Source organism: Herbaspirillum sp. RV1423, assembly GCF_000577615.1.
GTDB lineage: Bacteria > Pseudomonadota > Gammaproteobacteria > Burkholderiales > Burkholderiaceae_D > Herbaspirillum.
This window is the reverse complement of record NZ_CBXX010000009.1, coordinates 40,041-60,669: the sequence shown is the minus strand read 5'-3', so window position 1 is coordinate 60,669 and position 20,629 is coordinate 40,041. Positions and strand designations below refer to the sequence as shown.

Sequence of the window (20,629 nt, the reverse complement as noted above, 5' to 3'; positions counted from 1 at the left end):
AAATAAAAGCATCCCGGAACGCAGGCGAAAGGCATATCATTCATTCCTTCAAGGAATAATCAATACTAAAACCGGCAATTTTCGCCAATGGAACGCTATCGTAAATTCCAGGAAGGAATATTGAATGGATCGTCTGAATGCCATGGAAACCTTCGCCAATGTGGTCGAGGCAGGCTCGTTTTCCGGCGCCGCGCGCCGTCTCAATGTCGGCCAGCCGGCGATTTCCAAAACCGTGGCGCAACTGGAAAAGCGGCTCGGCGTGCGACTGCTGCTGCGTTCGACGCGCGGCCTGGCGCCGACCGAAGCGGGCCAGCGTTTTTACGAGCGCGCGCGGCGCGCCATCGACGAAGCGGATGAAGCCGACCGCAGCGCGCGCGATGCAGGCGCAGGCCTGGCGGGGCCGCTGAGGATATGTACCGCAGTGACTTTTGCACGCCTGCGCATCCTGCCCTATCTGAAACCTTTTCTCGATGCGCATCCGGATCTGAACATCGACGTCGTGCTCGATGACCGGCATATCGACATGCTGGAAGAAGGCATCGACGTCGCGCTGCGCATGGGCACGCTCAGCGACTCGGACATGACGGCACGCAAGATTGCGCAAAGCCCGCGCTCGGTGGTCGGCACGCCTGCCTATTTCGCCATGGCCGGCGTGCCGGCCAGCCCGGCCGATCTGCGTCGCCACGCGGCAGTCATCCATGGACCGAGCGGCGGCCATGCCTGGGAATTCCGCCGCCGCGGCAACCGGATTTCCGTGGCGGTGTCCGGCCGCATCAAGGTCAACGCCGCCGAAGGCGTGCGCGCCGCAGTGCTGGCCGACATGGGATTGGCGATCGTTTCCGAATGGATGTTCGAACCGGAACTGAAAAGCGGCGCGCTCAAACGCGTACTGACGGAATGGGAATTGCCGCCGCTGGACCTGTGGGCGGTCTATCCCGGCGGCCGCATGGCCAGCGCCAAGGCGCGCGCTTTCATTGCCTACGTCGAGGAGTTGCTGTCGCGGCCGGCGTAAATGATTTCTCAGCCGGGACACAGGAGCTACCCGGCAACCGCGTCGCAATCACCCACGCGGATTCTGTGTTCCCATTTCGAGAACAATCCGGCATGCGATGACATGCCGTGGTTATATCAGTCATTCTATTTTCCCATAACTCTCGCGAAGATGGTTGCAAAACGAAACCGCAACCCTATATCGGTCATGAGCCGCCTCCGGCTTCAACCTTTATCAGAGAGAATTGAAAATGAACATCGCAAAAATCATCGCCGCCACCGCCCTGATCGCCGCTGCCGGCTCCGCACTCGCCGAAACGCCTTATCCAGCCGAGAAACCCTTCGTTTCCACCAAGACCCGCGCCGAAGTCATTGCAGAAGTCCAGCAAGCCGGCGGCAATCTCGGTCGCAAGAACTATGAAGACACTTTCAATCCCCAACCTGTCGCATCCACCAAAACACGCGCTGAAGTCATCGCCGAACTGAACCAGGCCGGCGGCAACGTCGCCCGCGCCAACTACATCAACAGTTCTTCGTATTAATCGACTCTCGCACATGCCGATGACAGACGATCCGCCGCGGCCATGCGTCGCCGGCGGATAGTAACGCCGCCACCGTTCGTGTCCATGCAGTGACGCTCGCCGTTGCCTCCGCAGTGCCTGCAATTCTCCGCATTCCTTCGCTCGTCGCTGCCGCGTGAGCGGAAGTCGCGGTGCCGAATTTTCGGCCGGATTCCGTACTTCTTCCATCAAATTATTTTCCGCGTGCCCCTCATCTCGCGCGATGAGCCGCGTATATAAAAACAAGACGAAACGGAGGGTTCCGCCAATCGCATGGACACGTCAATAAAATGTGATACATTCACCGACTTGCTCCACATGGATTCGGGAGTTTCGTTTACCGACTTTGGTTTTCTCCGGCAACCCTTATAAGAATAATCGACCATGAAATCGAACACTCCGGGCAACACCCCCGCGAAAGCCCACGCGACCGTTTATGCGCAAGATATCAGTCTGGCGTGCCCGCACTGCGGCCAGCTCATGTTGCAACTGTCGCCGGACGCGCGTCCGATACAGGAAAAGAAAGTGGCCTGCCCGTCATGTTGCAAACAAACCAAGATGGCCAAGCTCAAGACCAGCAGTGGCGATACGTATCAGCTTTATCTCCGCCAGATCGATCCGAATGCGCGCATCGGCATCTATAGTTATAAAAAGTAAATAGTTTACGCGCAACACCCACGCAAAAAATCCCCGCAGGTCGCCCTGCGGGGATTTTTGACTTCTCGTCGAAGATTTCAGCGCCTCACACCGCCGTCTCTCTCGTCCTTGCGTCCAGCCGCCTTGTCTTCGTACATGCCGTGATCGGCGAGCTTGATCAGCGTCTCGACGTCCTGGCCGTCCTGCGGATAGAAAGACACACCGATGGAGGCCCCCACGGTCATGCCGGCGGCGCCTTCGACGTCTTGCAGGCACAGCAGCGGCGGCGCCAGCGCCTCTTCGATTTTCTTGCGCACCTTGTCGGCGAAGGCTGCATCGGCGATGCCCCAGAACACCAGCACGAATTCATCGCCGCCGAAGCGCGCGACGACGTCATCCTCGCGCATGATGGTTCGCAGACGCTGGCCCACTTCGATCAGGGTGAGGTCGCCGTATTCGTGGCCGAGTTTGTCGTTGATGGCCTTGAAGCGATTGAGGTCGATGAACATCACGGTGAATTTTTCAAACAGCTCGGCGGCGCGCCGGCCGCGCTTGTGGACGGCAGCGTCGAGATAGCGCAGCAAGGCGCCGCGGCTGGTAACGCCGGTCAGCTTGTCGGTGCTCAGTTCGCTCTGCATTTCCATGAAGCTGCGCGCCAGTTGGCCGATCTCGTCGCGCCGCTCGATCTTCAATGCCACGTTCATCTGCCCCTTGCCGATACGCGCCGCCGCAAGCGAAAGGCGGCGCACGTCGCGCACCACCCAGCGCACGATACCGAGGCCGAACGCGAGCGCAATGACGATGGCCAGCACGGCGATCACCACGGTCCAGCGCGCATTCGTATCCAGCGTTTCAAGGAAGTCGCCGCGCGGCACCGCAATCACCGCGATCCATGACAGCCCGGCGTTGTCGCGCACCCATGCGTAGGCGGCGTAGATCGTTTCACCGTCTTTGCCCTCAAAGGTGAACGTACTGTCGACGCCGCCGATATTCTCTGCTTCGGCCAGATGCTTTTGCAGCGTGGCATAGGCATTCCTGATGATCAGGCTCTGGCTGTGCCCGGCGTCCAGGCGCCCGACCTGGCCTTGCCGGCTGCTATAGATGTTCTCGCCTTCGGAAGAGGCGATCAGGTTGCCGTCGGCTTCCATGATGAAGGCGACGCCGTGCTGGCTGACGTGCAGGTCCCTGACGAAATCGTTGAGCGCCTTGAGCGAGACGTCGGTGGCGACGACGCCTTCGAACTGGCCGTTTGCCGCCAGGACGCGACGCGCCCGGGTGGCGACCAGGTCCTTGTCCCAATAATTGATGTAGATCTGGCTCCAGGTGTCGCGATCGCTGTTCTGCCCGGCGGCATACCAGGGCCGCGTGCGCGGGTCGAAATCGGTGCTGTCGTTCTTCGGCATGCTGAGCTGGCCGTCGATACCGTCGAAACGATAGGCGCTGCGAAAGTCGACGGCGGCGCGCTTGACGCGCAATTCGGCATCCTCGGCGCTGTAACGGAACAGGCCGACAAAGTCCCCGCTGCGATTGCCGTAATAGACGTAATTATTCAACTCGGGGTGCAGCGAAGTGGCAATCCAGAAGCGCGAGCGGAGTGCATCAAGACCGGTGTTGACATCGACCGCCGCCGGCATTCCGCGCGGAAACGCCGATTCCAGCACGGTCGCCGCACCCGCGACATGGCGTTCGACGGTAAGAGCGACGCGCTCGGCGGTCTGCCCCAGCATTTGCTCGGCCACCGCGACCACCGCATGGCGGCCTGCCAGATAGGACAGCAGGCCAACCAGCAGCGACAACGCCAGTATCAGGACGACAAACGGCAGGATCAGCACCTTCGCCAGAGAAGACGATGAACGGAGTAATTGGATCATGCATCGCCCCCTCGGATTGTTCTGTCGGTCGCCACGCATGGCGAACCTACCAGCCGTTATCGGCTGGCCGACCGACAAAATGAAGAGGAGGCGAAGCAAAATAGTGACGATCAGCCAAGCCGCTCCGACGGTTGAAAATCGACGAGACGCCAGCCGCAGGTGCTGCCTGCGGGACAGAGGTCTTATGCGCTGCGGCGCTGGTCCTTGAGCTGCGGAGCCGGATTGATCACCTTGGCCGCGGCGCCGACCGGGCGCAGCGGCAGGATCCTGGCCGAACCGGCCAGCGCCGGGTCTTCCAGGCTGAACACGCCGACCGCCTGGTTGAGCCTGACAGCCTGATCCTGCAAGGTGCCGACGGCGGCGCTAGCCTGCTCCACCAAGGCGGCGTTCTGCTGGGTGACCTGATCCATCAGGGCAATGGCGCGGTGCACTTCCTCGATGCCGATGCTTTGTTCGTGGCCGGCAGCGGAAATTTCGCCGACGACGTCGGTGACGTGCTTCACGCTGGCGACGATCTGCTCCATGGTTTCGCCGGCTTGCCCGACCAGTCTGGCGCCGGTGTCGACCTTCTCGACCGAGTCGTCGATCAGCGATTTGATTTCCCTGGCGGCGGCCGAGCTGCGTTGCGCGAGGTTGCGCACTTCGGTCGCCACCACGGCAAAGCCGCGTCCCTGCTCGCCGGCGCGTGCGGCTTCCACCGCCGCGTTGAGCGCCAGGATGTTGGTCTGGAAGGCGATGCCGTCGATCACGCCGATGATGTCGACGATCTTGCGCGAGGAGGTGTTGATCGAGTCCATGGTATCCACCACCTGGCCGACGATGGCGCCGCCCTGCATGGCGATCTCGGAAGCGTTGCGCGCCAACTGGCTGGCTTGCCTGGCATTGTCGTCGTTCTGCTTGACGGTGGCGGTCAGTTGTTCCATGGCCGAAGCGGTTTCTTCGAGCGAAGCGGCCTGGTCTTCGGTGCGCGCGGCGAGGTCGCGGTTGCCTTCGGCGATCTGGGCGCTGATCTCGGTCACGCCGTTGGCGGCGTCGCGTACTTCGCTGACGGTGCGGCGCAGGTTGCCGCTCATTTCGGACAGTGCGGCCATGATGCTGTCGCGTCCTTTGCCGAGGTCATTGTCCTGCTCGATGGCGTGGTAAAGCTCGCCGCGGTCGACGGCAAAGGCCAGTTCCTTGACTTGCGCCGGTTCGGCGCCGAGCGCGCGGCGGATGTGGCGGGTGATCAGGGTCGCCAGCACCACGCCGGTCGCCATGGCGATGGCCAGAAGCACCAGCATCAGCGCCTGGAATCCATGCGCGACGCTGCGCGCCCGGGCCGACTCGGTCTGCGTCATTTGTTCCTCCAGGTCGATGAATTTGTTGATTGCAGCCAGCCATTCGATGAAGGCCGGCTTGCCTTGTTGCAGCATGATCTGACGCGCGCCGTCGATGTCGCCCGAGGTGCGCGCGGCGATGATCTTTTGCACCAGCGGCATGGCGCGCGCTTCGATGGCCTTGATCGTGCTCAGGTCGGCGCGCTCTTCGGGACGGACTTTCCTGCCCGGTTCGCCAGCGAAAATGGCGTCCAGCGGCTGCGCCGATTTCTGGTAATCGCCGTCCAGTTTGGCAATCAGTCCGACCACGTCGCTGACCTCCGCGTCGCCGACCAGGGTCAGGTCGCGCAAGGCAATGGCGCGGTCATGCACGCTGCCGCGGAAGTTGATGGCGTAACGCTGCTTGACGTTGTTGTCGTCGCTGACGGTGCTGAGGCTGCCTTCGATGGCGTTGACCTTCATGATGCTGAGGACGGTCAGCGCCAGCATCATTGCCAGCACGATGGCGAAGCTGATGCCGAGGCGCGCTGCGACGCTGATCGCAGGCCGTGAAGATTGACTCATGGTAATGCTCCCTGAAGGTTATGCACCGGCCCGACGGCTGGCGCCTGTCATATTTTTCCCGCGATTTGCACGCTGGGATGCAAAGCAGACTTTACGGAAAGCAATTCTAGAGAGAACCTGCAATTAGAGAAAATTGATAGTTTGAATCAATTCAATAGCTTTTTACCGGCGCACAAGCCGGACGCGGACTTGCCTCGGATTTTCGGTTGCAGAACGCATCCTGTACAAATCAGATCGGCGCGCAGCCGATGGGCGATGAAGAGAAAATGGCGGTCGCCGCGTCTGCACGGAAGCATCTCAATCTATGCCTTGTCATTTTTGCGAACTATGATGCGTAGTTATCCTATATATTGCCGTACATCATGCTTACTGTTGCCTCGATCCTGACCACCACCGCCTTGTTCAGCCTCGCAATGCTGTTGGTGCTAGGGTCCCTGTTACGCTCACCGGTAGCCGGCGTGCGGGAGTGGTTCGCGGCCAATCTGGCGATGGTCATTTCATTGCCGCTGCTGGCGTTGCGCGGATCGATTTCCGACTTCGCTTCCATCGTCGTCGCCAATACCGTGCTGGCGCTTGCGGGCGCGCTCTACTACGCCGGCTGCGCGCGCTTTTTGAACCGGCCCGTGCCTTGGTTGCGGCTGCTCGCGGGAGTCGTGCTGGTGGGCGCGGCGATGGCGGGCTGGCATTACCTCGAAGAAAACCTGCCGATGCGCGTGGTCGCCAGCAGCGCCTTCAGCGCCGCGATCTGCCTGGCTATCTCCGCGATCCTGCTGCGCCATCGCCCGGCCGATCGCAGCCCATACAACTTCTGGTTCGCCGCCGTGATGGCGCTGCTGTTCGCCGCGACGCAAATCGCGCGCGGCCTGTATTTCCTTCCGGTGCCGCAGGCCGAAGCGGCGCTCGCGCTCAACAACATGTGGAACATCGGCTTGCTGACCGTCGGCTCCATCATCATGCCGACCCTGACCATGATTGCCGTCATGATGGTCCACGACAACATGATGGCCAGCGTCGAAGAGGCAGTCAATCACGACCACCTGACCGGCGCCTTGTCGCGCAGGCGTTTTGAAACCGTCTCGCGCAAACTGCTGGAAGCGGCGCAGCCCACGCGGCCGGTGACGCTGCTGCTGATCGACCTGGATCACTTCAAGCGCATCAACGACACTTATGGCCATGCCGGCGGCGACGAAGTGTTGCGCGCATTCGTGCAGATGACGTGCGGCTTCATGCGACCGGGCGACGCGTTGGGACGACTGGGCGGGGAAGAATTCGGGCTGCTGTTGCCGGCAACCGCCCAGGCCGAAGCAAACGGGGTGGGCGAGTCCTTGCGCATGCATGCGGAACAACAGGTGGTCTGCGGCGAATTCGGCGAGTGCCGCTACAGCATCAGCATCGGCATCGCCACGGCAGTTCGTAGCGAAACGGTGGACCGCCTGAATGCACGCGCCGACCGCGCGCTGTACATCGCCAAGAACAGCGGACGCAATCGCGTATCGCTGTGCGACGCCGAGCAGCCGTCCGATGCGGCCGGCGCCGGAAATGCAGCGCTGGCCTGACGCCGGATCAGTCCGCTGCGCGCAGCTTCTTCACTTCGGCGTCCGAAGGCTGCAAGCTGGAGCCGTCCACATAGACGAAGCTGGACATGATGCCCTTGCCGTCCTTGACGCCGGTGCGCCCGACGAAAGCGCCCAGCGTCGACTGATGATCCTGCGCGCGATAGACGATGGACGCCACCGGCGTCTCGACCCTCAGACCTGAAAACGCTGCCGCCAGTTTGTCCGAATCGGCGCTGCCGGCCTTCTTCAACCCCGCCGCGATCGACATCAACGCGCTATAGCCGACCAGCGAGCCGTTGCGCGGATAGTCGTTGTATTTTTTGCGATAGGCGTCGACGAACTTCTTGTGCTCGGGCGTGTTGATGGCGTACCAGGGATAGCCGGTGACCAGCCAGTTCGACGGCGCTTCGGCGCGTAGCGGATCGAGGTATTCCGGCTCACCGGACAGCAGCGAAACGACTTCACGTCCTTCGAACAAGCCGCGCGTATTGCCGTCGCGCACGAACTTGCCGAGGTCGGTCGCAAACAGCACGTTGAAGATCGCGTCCGGCTTGGCGTCGGCCAGCGCCTGCGTGACCGCGCCGGCGTCGATCTTGCCCAGCGGCGGCGCCTGTTCGGCGACGAATTCGATGTCCGGCTGCGCCGCTTTCATCAGCGTCTTGAAGCTGGCCACGGCGGACTGGCCGTATTCATAATTGGGATAGACGATGGCCCAACGCTTCTTCTTGAGCTTGGCCGCTTCCTTGACCAGCGACGCCACCAGCATGTAGGTCGAAGGACGCAGGCGGTAGGTGTACTTGTTGCCGTTGTGCCAGACGATCTTGTCGGTCAGCGGCTCGGCCGCGAGGAAAAATATCTTGCGCTGCTTCGCGTAGTCGGTCAGCGCCAGGCCGGTGTTGGACAAGAAGCCGCCGAACAGCAGCGACACCTGCTCGCGCTTGACCAGTTCTTCGGCCACGCGCACCGAATCGCCCGGATTGCCGTTGTCGTCGCGCGAAATCACTTCCAGCTTCTTGCCCAGCACGCCGCCGCCGTTGTTGATCTCTTCCAGCGCCATTTCCCAACCCTGGCGATACGGTTCGAGGAAAGCGGGCTGCGCCTTGTAGCTGTTGATTTCACCGATCCTGATGGTGGCCTGGGCCGAGGCGTCGGCAGTGATCATGCCTGCCAGGCAGGCAGCCGCGAGGGCGTATTGCATGAAGTGGATGCGCGAGTTCATGGTCTTGTTCTCTATAAAGGAGATAAGTATAACGACCCCCGCCGTGTCTCACAGGCATTGCCCGCGCGGCGCAAGATATCCGGGCGGGCAGGCCCGCTTAGAACGTACCCACGTAATTCTCCGCCAATGTCGCCGACAAGGCGCGCGAATTGACCACATTATCGAGTTCCGCGCGCTGGATCTGCTGCTGGAAGGGCGAGGCCTCCTCTCAATCTCTTGCGCAAACGCTGCTCTGTATTTTCGTGACTCTTCGAGGCAGGCGGTTTTGTCTTCGCTTCTATCTTCTTGCGTCGCAACGGGTATCGATAACCTCAGACGCGCTCAATGAGCGTCGCAATACCCTGACCGACGCCGATGCACATGGTGCACAAGGCGTGGCGGCCGCCGCTGCGTTGCAACTGATACATTGCAGTGGTGATCAGGCGCGCGCCGCTCATGCCGAGCGGGTGGCCGAGCGCAATTGCGCCGCCGTTCGGATTGACGCGCGGGTCGTCGTCTGCGACGCCGAGTTCACGCAGCACCGCCAGGCCTTGCGATGCAAATGCTTCGTTCAGTTCGATCACGTCCATTTGCCCGATCGTCAGGCTGACCTGTTGCAGCAGTTTCCTGGTCGCAGGCGCGGGACCGATGCCCATGACGCGCGGCGCGACGCCGGCCGTCGCCATGCCGACGATACGCGCACGCGGCGTCAGGCCGTATTGCCTGACCGCGTCGGCACTCGCCAGCAGCAAGGCGCATGCGCCATCGTTGACGCCGGAGGCGTTGCCCGCCGTCACGCTACCGTCGGCGCGCACCACGCCTTTCAGTTTTGCCAGCGCTTCCATGCTGGTGGCGCGCGGGTGTTCGTCATTGGCGACGGTGACGGCGTCGCCCTTTTTCTGCGGAATTACAACCGGCGTGATTTCCTGCGCCAGCGTGCCGTTGGCCTGTGCCGCAGCGGCCTTGGCCTGGCTGGCGACGGCGAACCTGTCCTGATCGAGACGGCTGATCCTGAAGTCGTCGGCGACGTTCTCGCCGGTTTCCGGCATGGAGTCGGTGCCGTAGAGCGCCTTCATCTGCGGATTCGGAAAGCGCCAGCCGATGGTGGTGTCGTAGATATTGGCATTGCGCGAGAAGGCGCTGTCGGCCTTGCCCATGACAAACGGCGCACGCGTCATCGACTCGACGCCGCCGGCCAGCATCAGTTGCGCTTCACCCGACTTGATCGCGCGCGCCGCCGTGCCGACGGCATCCATGCCGGAGCCGCACAGACGATTGATCGTGGTGCCCGGCACCGACTGCGGCAGCCCCGCCAGCAACGAGGACATGCGCGCAACATTGCGATTGTCTTCGCCGGCCTGGTTGGCACAGCCGAAGATGACGTCGTCGACGGCGTTCCAGTCGACTTGCGGATTGCGTGCAATGAGGGCGCGCAACGGAATTGCGCCGAGGTCGTCGGCACGCACGTCTTTCAACGCGCCGCCGTAGCGCCCGATCGGAGTCCGGATGGCGTCGCAGATAAAGGCTTCATTCATGATGTTTTCTCTTCATATGGATTGCTCGATCACGCTGCGGGCAACAAGGGCGCATCGGTCATCTTTTGCAGTTCTTCAAAGGACAAGCCTTCGACGATCTCACGCACGCGCAAGCCGTGTCCGGTCACATCGAGCACGGCCAGATCGGTATAGATACGGTTGACGCAGCCGATGCCGGTCAGCGGATATGTGCAGTGCGACACGATCTTGCTCTCGCCGGTCTTGGTCTGGTGCTCCATCATCACGAACACCTGCTTGGCGCCGATGGCCAGATCCATCGCGCCGCCCACGGCGGGGATCGCGTCCGGTACACCGGTATGCCAGTTGGCCAGATCGCCGCTCGCGGACACCTGAAAGGCGCCCAGCACGCAGATGTCGAGATGGCCGCCGCGCATCATGGCGAATGAGTCGCCGTGATGGAAGTAGGCGCCGCCGGTCAGCAAGGTCACCGGCTGCTTGCCGGCGTTGATGAGGTCTTCGTCTTCTTCGCCGGGCGCCGGCGCCGGTCCCATGCCGAGCAGGCCGTTTTCGCTATGCAGGAAAACTTCCTTGTCCAGCGGCAGGTAGTTGGCGACCTTGGTCGGCAAGCCGATGCCGAGGTTGACGTAGGCGCCTTCGGGAATGTCTTGCGCGACGCGCGCGGCGATCTGATCGCGAGAGAAGCGGTTCATGGTCTGGTCTCCTGTGCCTTCTGCAGCACGACGCGTTGCACGAAGATGCCCGGCGTGATGATGTTTTCCGGGTCCAGCCCGCCCAGCTCGACGACTTCGCTCACCTGGGCAATGGCGCACTTGGCGGCCATCGCCATGATGGGACCGAAGTTGCGCGCGGTCTTGCGGTACACCAGGTTGCCCCAGCGGTCGCCGCGCAGCGCCTTGATCAGCGCAAAGTCGGCATGGATCGGAGACTCCAGCACATAGTGGCGGCCGTCGATGAGGCGGGTTTCCTTGCCTTCGGCCAGCATGGTGCCGTAGCCGGTGGGCGAAAAAAAGCCGCCGATGCCGGCGCCGGCGGCACGAATGCGCTCGGCCAGGTTGCCTTGCGGCGTCAATTCCAGCTCGATTTCGCCGGCCCGGTAAAGCGCATCGAATACGTAAGAATCAGTCTGGCGCGGGAAGGAGCAAATGATCTTCTTCACGCGCCTGGCTTTGAGCAGCGCGGCCAGGCCGGTGTCGCCGTTGCCGGCGTTGTTGTTGACGATGGTGAGGTCGCGCGCGCCTTGTGCAATGAGCGCGTCGATCAGCGCCGCCGGCATGCCGGCATTGCCGAAACCACCGATCATGACGGTCGCGCCATCATGAATGTCGGCCACGGCTTGTTCCAATGAACCGATAATTTTGTCGATCACCTTGCGTCTCTTTCGTGAGTCCGTTCGTTGAACAGCAAATGCATAAAAGTTGTCCTGCCATCTCCCGACAATATCTTTCTGCTGCCAGGGCGTGCTGGAATGGATTGTCTCCACCTTGTTTTCTATGCTCCCGCGCTTTTCAGACTGCTGTTTCGACTCTTGTGCAGAGTAAAAAAGCGTGCGCACGCAAATCTTTTCACATACAATCAAAGTGTGCGATAAACGAACTAATGTTTGTTTTTCGCACACATTAGTGTAGCGATACCCGGCTTGCGGCGTCAAGAAGAAACCCGAAGCAAGCATCACAGGCTGTGCGATATCCGCACAACAGATTAGAATCCTTGGCATGCCGACGCACTCGCGTTGACCATACCGTCCGGCGTATTGCCCTTTCTCATTTTTCGAACGCCTATGTCCAACACACCTGCTCCCGCCAAGCCTCGCAAGACTGGCGCAAAATCCATAAAGTCCGCGATTGCGGATACCGATGCCGCCCTCGCTGCCGACGAGCAGAATGAAGAAAAAGAACTCACCATTGCCGAAAAAATCGACGCCCTCACCGATCCTAACTTCATGACGTCGCTGGCGCGCGGCCTGGCGGTAGTGCGCGCCTTCAGCGACACCCGCCGTACGCTGACCATTGCCCAGATCAGCCAGAAGACCGGCATCCCGCGCGCCGCGGTGCGCCGCTGCCTGCATACATTGAAGCAGCTCGGTTATGCCGACTCCGAGATGAACAATTTTTCGCTGCGCCCGAAGATCCTGACCTTGGGTTATTCCTATCTGTCGTCGACGCCGCTGACGGTATCGGCCCAGCCCTGCCTGAACAACATCACGCGCACGCTCAATGAATCCTGCTCGCTGGCGGTGCTGGATGACAATGAAGTGTTGTATGTCTCGCGTTCGGCCACTGCACGCGTGATGTCGGTAGCACTCAATACAGGCAGCCGCTTGCCTGCATATTGCACGTCGCTCGGACGCGTGATGCTGGCTCATATGACGGAAGAAGCGCTCAAGGCGTACTTCGACAAGGTCAAGCTGCGCGCCTTCACCGACAAGACCGTGGTGTCGCAAAAGCGCCTGCGCGACATCCTCGCCGAGGTGCGAGAAGCCGGCTACGCCGTCATTGATGAAGAGCTGGAAATTGGATTGCGCTCCATCGCGGTACCGGTGCGAGGCGCTTCCGGCACGGTGCTGGCTGCATTGAACGTCGGCGCGCAGGCGGCGCGCGTCAGCCGGCGCCAGATGGAGGAAGAGTTCCTGCCGGTGTTGTTGCGCGGCTCGCAGGAATTGTCCGTGCTGTTGCCGTAAGCGACGACGCACTTCACAAAAAATCAGTCCGACGACCTTTGCGGTCGCCGGACTGAAGACGAAGCATAAGAGCCTGTCGATACTGCGGATGCCGGTGCGCCTTGTTCGATGACGCGCTATCCTCCTCAAGACTTCCTCAGACTTGCATCAGAACGTGTGGCCAATACCGGTCATGATGTCGAGCTGTTCCTTGCCCGTAGCAACGGTGCCGCCGTTCTTCTAATAACCGAGCGAGCTGTACAACGCCGTACGCTTGGACAGGTTGTACGTCAGACGCGTGACCTGACCGTCCAGCGCCATTGCAGTCGAAATCGGCTCGGCCGAAAAAATTGAGCAGGACCAAAACGCCGGTGTGCATTGCATCAACGGCGTTTTTTCATCTTGAAGATTCGCACGACAGCATATTCGTTGTCGCGGTATGACTACGCAAGACAGTAATTTGGATGCGGCACAGCATGAGCTTGCCGCCACGAGCCAGACCGCTGGCGAGATAAACGGCATGCACGGCGCATCAATTAACGCAGGAACATCATGTCGGCATCACCTGGGTTGGCGTGCGCCTGCTGATACTGCTTCAGTTCTTCGAGCACCTGTGCACGGGTTTTGGTCGACACCGGTGCAGTAACGATGGCCTTGTCAGGATAGGAAACGTCGTTGATCGGCAGTTCGCCATTGGCGCGGGCCTGGGCCAGCTCGGCGATGACCTCCGCGCGAGTTTTGGTCGAAACGAACTTGGTGTCTTCCGGATAAGGTGCTTCTGCCAGTACAGCTCCGGCGAGGCTCAACAGAAAGACGGCGGCGGAAATTTTCTTGATGTTCATGATTGACTCCAACGGGTTTCTGCAGCCGGACATTCCCATGAATATCCTGTTTCATCGCTGCGTTCACCATGGAGAACATCCTATCTGTTGCAACAGCAAAGAAAAACCGGGATGAAAGCAATGCTCTATTTCTATTTCCGGAACAATCGTTGCTTCGAAAGGACAGGAAGGAGAACGGGAAGAACGTCGATACGGCGTTGAAAGCCGCTTTCGCCGCGAATACCGGAGAGGGTCGGCGACGGGAAGTATCGCCTTCAAGATGCGTGTTCGGATGAAGGCTGGATGCAGGCTGAAAAAACCTCTTCATTGCAGATGACACGACCGTCTCGGCGTTCGCCTCATCGCTCGGTGCCGACGTGATACTGCTTGAACATGGTCCAGACCGATCCCTTTACCTGATAAGTGGAGAAGGTCAGTTCGTGCAGGTCGCCATGCGCGTCGAAGGAAACGGTCCCCGTCAATCCGTTGTATTTGATTGCGTGCAAGGCGGCGCCGACCTTGCGCGGATTGGCCGAACCGGCGCGCACGACGGCGGCCGCCAGCACCTGGACCTGGTCGTAGGCGACAGCGGAATACGGTCCTGCGACGGCGTTGTAGCGTTGCTGGTAATTCTTCTCGAAGCCTTCCATCTGCTTGCTCCTGCGCTGACGAAATCCCGGCATGATCGAGACCGTGCCTTCGGCGCCGGGCCCGGCGGTCTGCAGGAACATCGGACCGACCACCGACGATGCCGTCACCAGCGTGGCGTTAATGCCCAGCCGGTACATGTTCTGCGCCAGCATGGCGCTCTGCGATCCGAGGCCGCCGAAGAAAATGGAATCGGCCTTGCCGACGCGTATCCCTTTCAGGATGTCGTTGAAATCGTAGGTAGTGGCGCTGACCGAATTGACGCTGACGATCTTGCCGCCCAGCTTGGTGAAGGCGCTTTCAAACTTTTCCTTGTAGTCGCGACCGAAGACGCTGTCGTCGTGGATGATGGCAACGCGGATCTTGTGCAATTCCTCCGCGAGATAGGTCGCGAGCACATGCGCGCGTTGCTCATCATAGGCAGCGATGCGAAAGGCCGCGTCATGCCCCTGCTGGGTAAAGCGGCGCGTGCCGGAGACGGCGAAATGCGGAATGCCGGCTTTTTGGTAAATGTCCGACGAACTGACGGCAACCGCGCTGTTGAAAATGCCGACCACGCCGGCGACGTCGCTCTTGACGAAATACTTCGCGGCCATCTCGGCGATGCGCGGATTGGACCTGTCGTCCTGCACCAGCAATTTGAGCGTCAGCTTCTCGCCATTGATGCGGAGATCGGCGTTATTGACATCGTCCACTGCCATTTTGACGGCATTGAGCATGCTGATTCCACTGGCGCTGCTGAGACCGCTGAGCGGCCCGGCAAATCCGATGGAGACAATCTTTCCGGCTGCCGCATCAGGCAACTGAAATACGAGCAGCGCCGCCGCGGCCAGCAGCAGGATGCCGCGCTTGCCTTGTTTCTCCATGTGTCCCGTCCTTTCGACATCGCGCTGGTTTAATTGTGTGCGCGCGACATGGACAGTTATATCATCGCCTCCAGTAGTTGCAAAAAGGAAAAATGAGGGCGAAAGACGGGGCATCTCCGGCCTTGCAGGACAGCGGGATTGCGCAGGGCCTCATGCAGGCTTCGGCCGGGGTTGTCGAATGAGACGGGCTTCGACTTCGTCGGATAGCTATCCGGAAGATTTCCTTTGGGCATCAAATCCAGACCGGAAGCCGCTCCCGGGGAGAAAAATAATACGCGATCAATTTTGATCAAACTATTTTCACGCCCATCGGCACGCTATAATCGGGGCCGGAACGCCTCATCAGCACTCGTTCCGCTGCCGATCAACCTGCCGTCACTCATGCGCAAATCCATACCGCCAACACCGTCCACGGAACCAGAACCAGCACCGGTCAAGCTCGGCTTGCGCGAACGCGGCAAGCAGGAAAAGCGACGACGCATCAAACAGGCGGCGCGTGATGTTTTCCTGGAGAAGGGCTACGACGCCGCCACCACGCGTGAAATCGCCGAGCGCGCCGATGTCGCCATCGGCACCTTGTTCGTCTACGCCAAGGACAAACGCGACCTGCTGATGATGATCATCAATGACGACCTGGACCAGTTGAACCGGACACTGACCGACGCGCTGCAGGACGCGCCCCTGATCGATCAGCTCACCGATTTTTTCAGCCGGCGCTATCAGTACTGGGCCAGCGAGCCGCGTTTGTCGCGTCCCGCCGTGCAAGAGACCTTCGACTTCCTGTCGGGCTCGACCGGACAGGGACCGGAAACCGCGCGCTTCTATGCGCGCCGAGGCCGCATCGTCGACCTGCTGTCAGCCATCATCAAGAACAAGCAGGACGCCGGAAAGATCTGCACGGAATACGGCCCCGATGAAATCGCGTCGCTATTCATGACCATCTACCTGACCGAGGTACGGCGCTGGCTCAGCGACGAGCATCCGCAGGTCGACGCCGGCATCTCACACCTGCGCAAGCTGATGTTGATTGCCCTGTGCGGGGTCAAACCGGCGCCGGGCGAAGCCGACGCCTGAGACCTGACGGCGGCGTCAGAACTGTTCCCAATCCTCCGCATCGCTGCGATTGTGCAAGCGCAGATTGTCCTTGTCCGCCGTCGGCAATGCCCGAGGCAGCGGTGCAATATCCTTCATGCGCGGCGCGGTTGCGGCCGCAGTAGCTGCCGCCGGCTTCAACACGACCTGGTTGTCCAGTTTGAAGAAGCCGACCACACGCTCCAGCCGCGCCGCCTGATCCTGCAATGACTGCGCCGCGGCAGCGGCTTCTTCGACCAGAGCGGCGTTCTGCTGGGTGCCTTCATCCATTTGCGTGATGGCGAGATTGACCTGCTCGATGCCGTCGCGCTGCTCCTGGCTGGCCGAGCTGATTTCGCCGACGATGTCTGTCACCCGCCTGACGCTGACGACGATCTCGTTCATCGTGACGCCAGCCTGTCCGACCAGTTTGCTGCCCTGCCCTACCTTGTCGACCGAATCGTCGATCAGTTGCTTGATTTCCTTGGCGGCCGCCGCCGAACGCTGCGCCAGGCTGCGCACTTCGCTCGCCACCACGGCGAAGCCGCGGCCCTGTTCGCCGGCACGGGCGGCTTCCACCGCTGCGTTCAGCGCGAGAATGTTGGTCTGGAAGGCGATGCCGTCGATCACGCTGATGATGTCGACGATCTTCTTCGATGACTCGTTGATCGAACCCATGGTCGTCACCACCTGCGCCACGACGTCGCCGCCGTTGATCGCCACCGCGGACGCGGACAAGGCCAGTTGGTTCGCCTGGCGCGCATTGTCGGCGTTCTGCTTCACCGTCGAGGTCAGCTCTTCCATGGCGGATGCGGTTTGCTGCAAGGCGCTGGCTTGCTGTTCCGTGCGCGCCGACAGGTCCAGGTTGCCGGTGGCAATCTGACCGGAAGCGCCGGCGATGTTGACGGCGCCGTCGCGTACTTCAGTCACGGTGTTGAGCAGGTTCTCGTTCATTTCCTTGAGCGCCTGCAGCAGTTGGCCGGTTTCGTCTTTTGCCGACGTCGCGATGTCGGCTCTCAGGTCGCCCGCAGCCACGGTCCGGGCAATGTCGACCGCGCGCGTCAGCGGCCTGACGATGCTGCGCGACAGCAGCAGCGAAAGGATGGCGCCGACCGCCAGCCCCAGCGCGGACAGGGACGACAAGACGATCAGGCCGGTGTTGTAGTGCGTCGCGATGGCGCCTGCCGATGTATTGATGAACTCCTTTTGCGCGTCGACGAAGCGCAACACCGATTCGTTATAGCCGAGCATGGCGGGAACAAACTCTTTTTCGGTGGCGTCGCGCACGCCTTCCTCGTCGCCGCTTTCTTTTTTCTTGAGCACGGCGTCGCGCACGTTCTTGTAACGCTCGAGCCGGGTCTTGACGTCGGCGAGGAATTTGTCGCCGGCCGGCGTGCTGGCTTCGAGCTGTTTGAAAATCTCGTTGGCGCGCACGGTCTGGACACCGATCTGCTGGGCAAAGTATTTCTGCGTGGCGGGGTCGGGGCTCTTGATGCGCGCCAGTGTTCGAATGCCGTTGCCTTCAATGATCTTCATCCATTCGGTCGCCAGTCTTTCCTTGGCCAATGCATCGTTGACCATGATTTCGGTGGCGTTGCCGACCTCGCGCAGACGAACCATCCCGACCGCCGACATCGCCGCCATCAATATCAGCAACGCGGCGAATCCCATGCCGAGCCGCGTCGCTATCTTCATGTCCGACACCTTCATGTTGTCTTTCTCCTTGCCGACTTGTTGTTTTGCCAAAACGCAACTTCCAAAGCAAGACGCACGATCAATCGATCGTGCGTCCTTGAATATTTGCTTTTTAGTGTGAACCTGCCACCATCGTGAGTTTTTCCCCTCGTCGGATCGCTTCGCTGCGCAATCGCAACAACAGGAAGGCCGAGATGCAGCCGACCAGCATGGGAATGGCGCCGTACAGGAATATCTGCGGCAACGGCAATTTGAGCGCGATGAGCACGCCGCCCACGACCGGTCCGAGGATGGAGCCGATACGTCCGATGCCCAGCGCCCAGCCGACGCCGGTGGCGCGGATGAAGGTCGGGTAGGAGCTGCCGGCCAGCGCGTTCAGACCGAACTGTGTGCCGACCACGAACAGGCCGGCGGCGAACACGATCACTTCCAGCATGATTTCACTATTGCTGAACTTGCCGATCGATGCGATGGTGATTGCCGCCAGGCCGAAGAAAACCACCAGCGGCCTGAGGCTGCCGCGATCCAGCAAACGGCTGATGACGATGCCGCCGAAGGTGCCGCCGACCTGGAACAGGGAGGTGACGATCACGGCGCGCTGCAGCGGCACGCCGGTGCTCTCGATGACGGTCGGCAGCCAGTTGGCGATGAAGTGCAGCGTGATCAGGTTGGCGATGAAACAGATCCACAGCAGCACGGTGAATGGCGCGCGATTTTCCTTGAACAGATGCGGCAGCGACATGCCGGAGCGGACTTCTTCCTTCACTTCCAGTACGCTGTCGTCGGTGATCCCGGCATGCGGGAACCATTTGCGCATGCGCTCCCGCGCCTGTTCGACGGCGCCCTGGCGCAACACCTGGAAGCGCACCGACTCCGGCAAGAAGTAATAGCACAGGAAAGCCACCACCAGCGGCGCGATGCCGCCGACCACGAACACCGACTGCCAGCCGAAACGCGGAATCAGCAAAGCCGCGGCGCCGCCGAGCGCGGCGCCGATGGTGTAGCCGAGGAACATCACCGTCACCAGCGTGGCGCGGTATTTCTTCGGCGCATACTCGGTATTGAGCGCGATCGCATTGGGCACCGCGCATCCCAGGCCGATGCCGGCAAAGAAACGCAGCGCAATCAATCCGTTCAGGCCGGTGGCGAATGCCGTGACCAGCGTGAACAGGCCGAAGCACACGGCGCCGGCCAGCACGGTGCGCTTGCGGCCCCAGCGATCGCCCAGCGTGCCGCCCTGAGTTGCGCCTATCATCATGCCGACCAATCCCGCGCTGAACGCCGCGCCGAACGATGCGCGGCTGACCTGCCAGGCCTTGATCAGCGACGGCGCCACATAGCCGATGGCCTGCAGGTCGAAGCCGTCCACCACCATGATCAGGAACGACCAGAAGATCAGTTGCACATGGAATCTGGTGATCTTCGAATTGTCGAGCAAGTCGACAACGTCAATTTTTTTAAGTCTCGTGTTCATCCTCTATCCTCTTCGTACTGTCCATTGCAGCGTTTCCGGCCGACGAGCGATGCGCGCCGGCCGTCGGACCACCAGCTCAGAACAGATGGTGGATGCCGACGCGGTAAACCGCTTGCGACTGGCTGTTGGAGGGAAGAAAGCTGTTGATCACCGCATAGCCGCCGGACGCTCTCTGATACGCGCCGGCTACATACAGCGTCGTGCGTTTCGAAAGACGGTACATGTTAATCAAATTGAACTGATTCCACCGGATGTTCTGAAAAGTGCTGCGCGAGACCGAGACGCCGACGGTGTCGGCAACCGAGACCTTGTAGTCGGTGCCGATTTCATAATTGGCCTCGGCCGCCGAACCGGCCTTGTTCTCCAGCTTGACGCGGGAGTACATCGCATGCGGCACGAAGTCGCCGATCTTGTACGAAGCATTGATGCCCATGCTGGTGGTGACATCGGCATTGAAATTCGCGTATTGCGCGTTCGGCGCCACCGGATTGGCACTCAGCGTCTGGCCCAGCAGGGAACCGATGCCGAGCGTGCCGCCGACGTTGATGGCGCGATCATGCGATACGGTATAGGCCAGCCCGGCGTTGAGCGCATTGCCGAGGTACTTGGCGCCGAAACTGTAGCTGCGCGATTTGTTGAACGAACCGGCCTGCTCGCCGAAACCGTTCATCGCACCCAGCGTGAACCCGCCGAAGTTCGGCGATTCGTACTTGATCGCATTGTCGAGCTGGAACTGGTTGGCCATGTTGTCCAGGTTGCCCGGATGGAAGAAGTAAGCCGAGCCCATGTTGCCGCTGCTCTGGAAGCGCAGGTATTCGTACATGAATTCGGGCATGTGGCCCATGGTCACGGTGCCCGCAGGCGTCGACAACCCGACGATCGAGTAGCGGTTGAACAGCACGCCTGCTCTCTTCATCGATCCGTCATCGACGTTGAATCCGTTTTCGACGACGAACAGCGCCTTGTAGCCGCTGCCCAGGTCTTCCACGCCGCGAAAACCGATGCGGTCGGGCGAGCGATTGCCCGAGTCCTGGCGCACGCTGCTGCCGCCGCGCTGGTTGCTGACGTAACTGACGCCGGCGTCGACGCTGCCGTAGACGGTGACGTTGCTTTGTGCGCTGGCTACGCCGGCCAGCGACATCGCGGCCGTCGCGATGAGTTTGTTCTTGGTCTTCACTTGTTCTCCTCCT

General features: G+C 60.9%; 17 protein-coding genes and 1 pseudogene. 6 read left to right on the top strand and 12 right to left on the bottom strand.

The window, feature by feature from the left end:
* The first annotated feature begins 124 nt into the window (after nt 1-124).
* From RV1423_RS11365 to RV1423_RS11355, 3 genes are all read left to right on the top strand, one after another.
* Nucleotides 125-1,012 carry a LysR family transcriptional regulator gene (locus RV1423_RS11365; protein ID WP_034296612.1) on the top strand — a complete coding sequence of 296 codons (888 nt, stop codon included), beginning with the start codon at nt 125-127 and terminating at the stop codon, nt 1,010-1,012.
* 229 nt (nt 1,013-1,241) lie between these two features.
* Complete coding sequence (locus RV1423_RS11360) at nt 1,242-1,532, top strand: DUF4148 domain-containing protein (protein ID WP_034296610.1); 291 nt, start codon at nt 1,242-1,244, stop codon at nt 1,530-1,532.
* 402 nt (nt 1,533-1,934) lie between these two features.
* Entirely contained in the window at nt 1,935-2,207 is a 273-nt protein-coding gene (locus RV1423_RS11355; RefSeq protein WP_034296608.1) for a hypothetical protein, read from the top strand.
* A 77-nt stretch (nt 2,208-2,284) separates the two neighbouring features.
* Here the strand turns inward: RV1423_RS11355 and RV1423_RS11350 are convergent, their stop codons facing one another.
* Nucleotides 2,285-4,057: a sensor domain-containing diguanylate cyclase gene (locus tag RV1423_RS11350; protein ID WP_034296605.1), complete on the bottom strand. Its 1,773-nt coding sequence runs from the start codon at nt 4,055-4,057 to the stop codon at nt 2,285-2,287.
* A gap of 182 nt (nt 4,058-4,239) precedes the next feature.
* Nucleotides 4,240-5,937, bottom strand: a complete 1,698-nt coding sequence (locus RV1423_RS11345; RefSeq protein WP_034296604.1) for a methyl-accepting chemotaxis protein — start codon at nt 5,935-5,937, stop codon at nt 4,240-4,242.
* Between the two features lie 362 nt (nt 5,938-6,299).
* On the opposite strand from RV1423_RS11345, the gene RV1423_RS11340 reads away from it, so the two are divergent.
* Nucleotides 6,300-7,493 (top strand): diguanylate cyclase, encoded by a 1,194-nt coding sequence (locus tag RV1423_RS11340; RefSeq protein ID WP_034296602.1) that lies wholly within the window; start codon nt 6,300-6,302, stop codon nt 7,491-7,493.
* A 7-nt stretch (nt 7,494-7,500) separates the two neighbouring features.
* On the opposite strand, the gene RV1423_RS11335 is transcribed toward RV1423_RS11340, so the two are convergent.
* From RV1423_RS11335 to RV1423_RS11320, 4 genes are all read right to left on the bottom strand, one after another.
* Complete coding sequence (locus RV1423_RS11335; RefSeq protein WP_231502204.1) at nt 7,501-8,691, bottom strand: ABC transporter substrate-binding protein; 1,191 nt, start codon at nt 8,689-8,691, stop codon at nt 7,501-7,503.
* 332 nt (nt 8,692-9,023) lie between these two features.
* A complete protein-coding gene (pcaF, locus tag RV1423_RS11330) occupies nt 9,024-10,226 on the bottom strand; it encodes a 3-oxoadipyl-CoA thiolase (RefSeq protein ID WP_034296598.1) in 1,203 nt (400 codons plus the stop codon).
* A 29-nt stretch (nt 10,227-10,255) separates the two neighbouring features.
* Complete coding sequence (locus RV1423_RS11325; protein WP_034296596.1) at nt 10,256-10,897, bottom strand: CoA transferase subunit B; 642 nt, start codon at nt 10,895-10,897, stop codon at nt 10,256-10,258.
* Complete coding sequence (locus RV1423_RS11320; protein ID WP_034296594.1) at nt 10,894-11,574, bottom strand: 3-oxoacid CoA-transferase subunit A; 681 nt, start codon at nt 11,572-11,574, stop codon at nt 10,894-10,896. Before RV1423_RS11320 ends, RV1423_RS11325 begins: the two co-directional genes overlap by 4 nt.
* Nucleotides 11,575-11,985: 411 nt before the next feature.
* Between RV1423_RS11320 and RV1423_RS11315 the strand changes: the two genes are divergently transcribed.
* Entirely contained in the window at nt 11,986-12,885 is a 900-nt protein-coding gene (locus RV1423_RS11315; RefSeq protein WP_034296593.1) for an IclR family transcriptional regulator C-terminal domain-containing protein, read from the top strand.
* Nucleotides 12,886-13,032: 147 nt separating this feature from the next.
* On the opposite strand, the pseudogene RV1423_RS30635 reads toward RV1423_RS11315, so the two are convergent.
* The 3 genes and pseudogenes from RV1423_RS30635 to RV1423_RS11305 form a co-directional block, all read right to left on the bottom strand.
* A pseudogene (locus RV1423_RS30635) lies at nt 13,033-13,200 on the bottom strand (porin); the annotation flags it as partial.
* A gap of 200 nt (nt 13,201-13,400) precedes the next feature.
* Entirely contained in the window at nt 13,401-13,706 is a 306-nt protein-coding gene (locus RV1423_RS11310; RefSeq protein ID WP_034296591.1) for a DUF4148 domain-containing protein, read from the bottom strand.
* A 338-nt stretch (nt 13,707-14,044) separates the two neighbouring features.
* Nucleotides 14,045-15,199, bottom strand: a complete 1,155-nt coding sequence (locus RV1423_RS11305) for a branched-chain amino acid ABC transporter substrate-binding protein (protein WP_034296589.1) — start codon at nt 15,197-15,199, stop codon at nt 14,045-14,047.
* Nucleotides 15,200-15,580: 381 nt separating this feature from the next.
* Here RV1423_RS11305 and RV1423_RS28520 point away from each other — a divergent pair, with 381 nt between their 5' ends.
* Nucleotides 15,581-16,273: a TetR/AcrR family transcriptional regulator gene (locus RV1423_RS28520; RefSeq protein WP_081768789.1), complete on the top strand. Its 693-nt coding sequence runs from the start codon at nt 15,581-15,583 to the stop codon at nt 16,271-16,273.
* A 15-nt stretch (nt 16,274-16,288) separates the two neighbouring features.
* On the opposite strand, the gene RV1423_RS11295 is transcribed toward RV1423_RS28520, so the two are convergent.
* From RV1423_RS11295 to RV1423_RS11285, 3 genes are all read right to left on the bottom strand, one after another.
* Entirely contained in the window at nt 16,289-17,980 is a 1,692-nt protein-coding gene (locus RV1423_RS11295; protein ID WP_197034926.1) for a methyl-accepting chemotaxis protein, read from the bottom strand.
* A gap of 97 nt (nt 17,981-18,077) precedes the next feature.
* Nucleotides 18,078-19,439: an MFS transporter gene (locus RV1423_RS11290; protein ID WP_051516636.1), complete on the bottom strand. Its 1,362-nt coding sequence runs from the start codon at nt 19,437-19,439 to the stop codon at nt 18,078-18,080.
* A 76-nt stretch (nt 19,440-19,515) separates the two neighbouring features.
* Nucleotides 19,516-20,616: a porin gene (locus RV1423_RS11285; RefSeq protein WP_051516635.1), complete on the bottom strand. Its 1,101-nt coding sequence runs from the start codon at nt 20,614-20,616 to the stop codon at nt 19,516-19,518.
* Nucleotides 20,617-20,629: the final 13 nt, after the last annotated feature.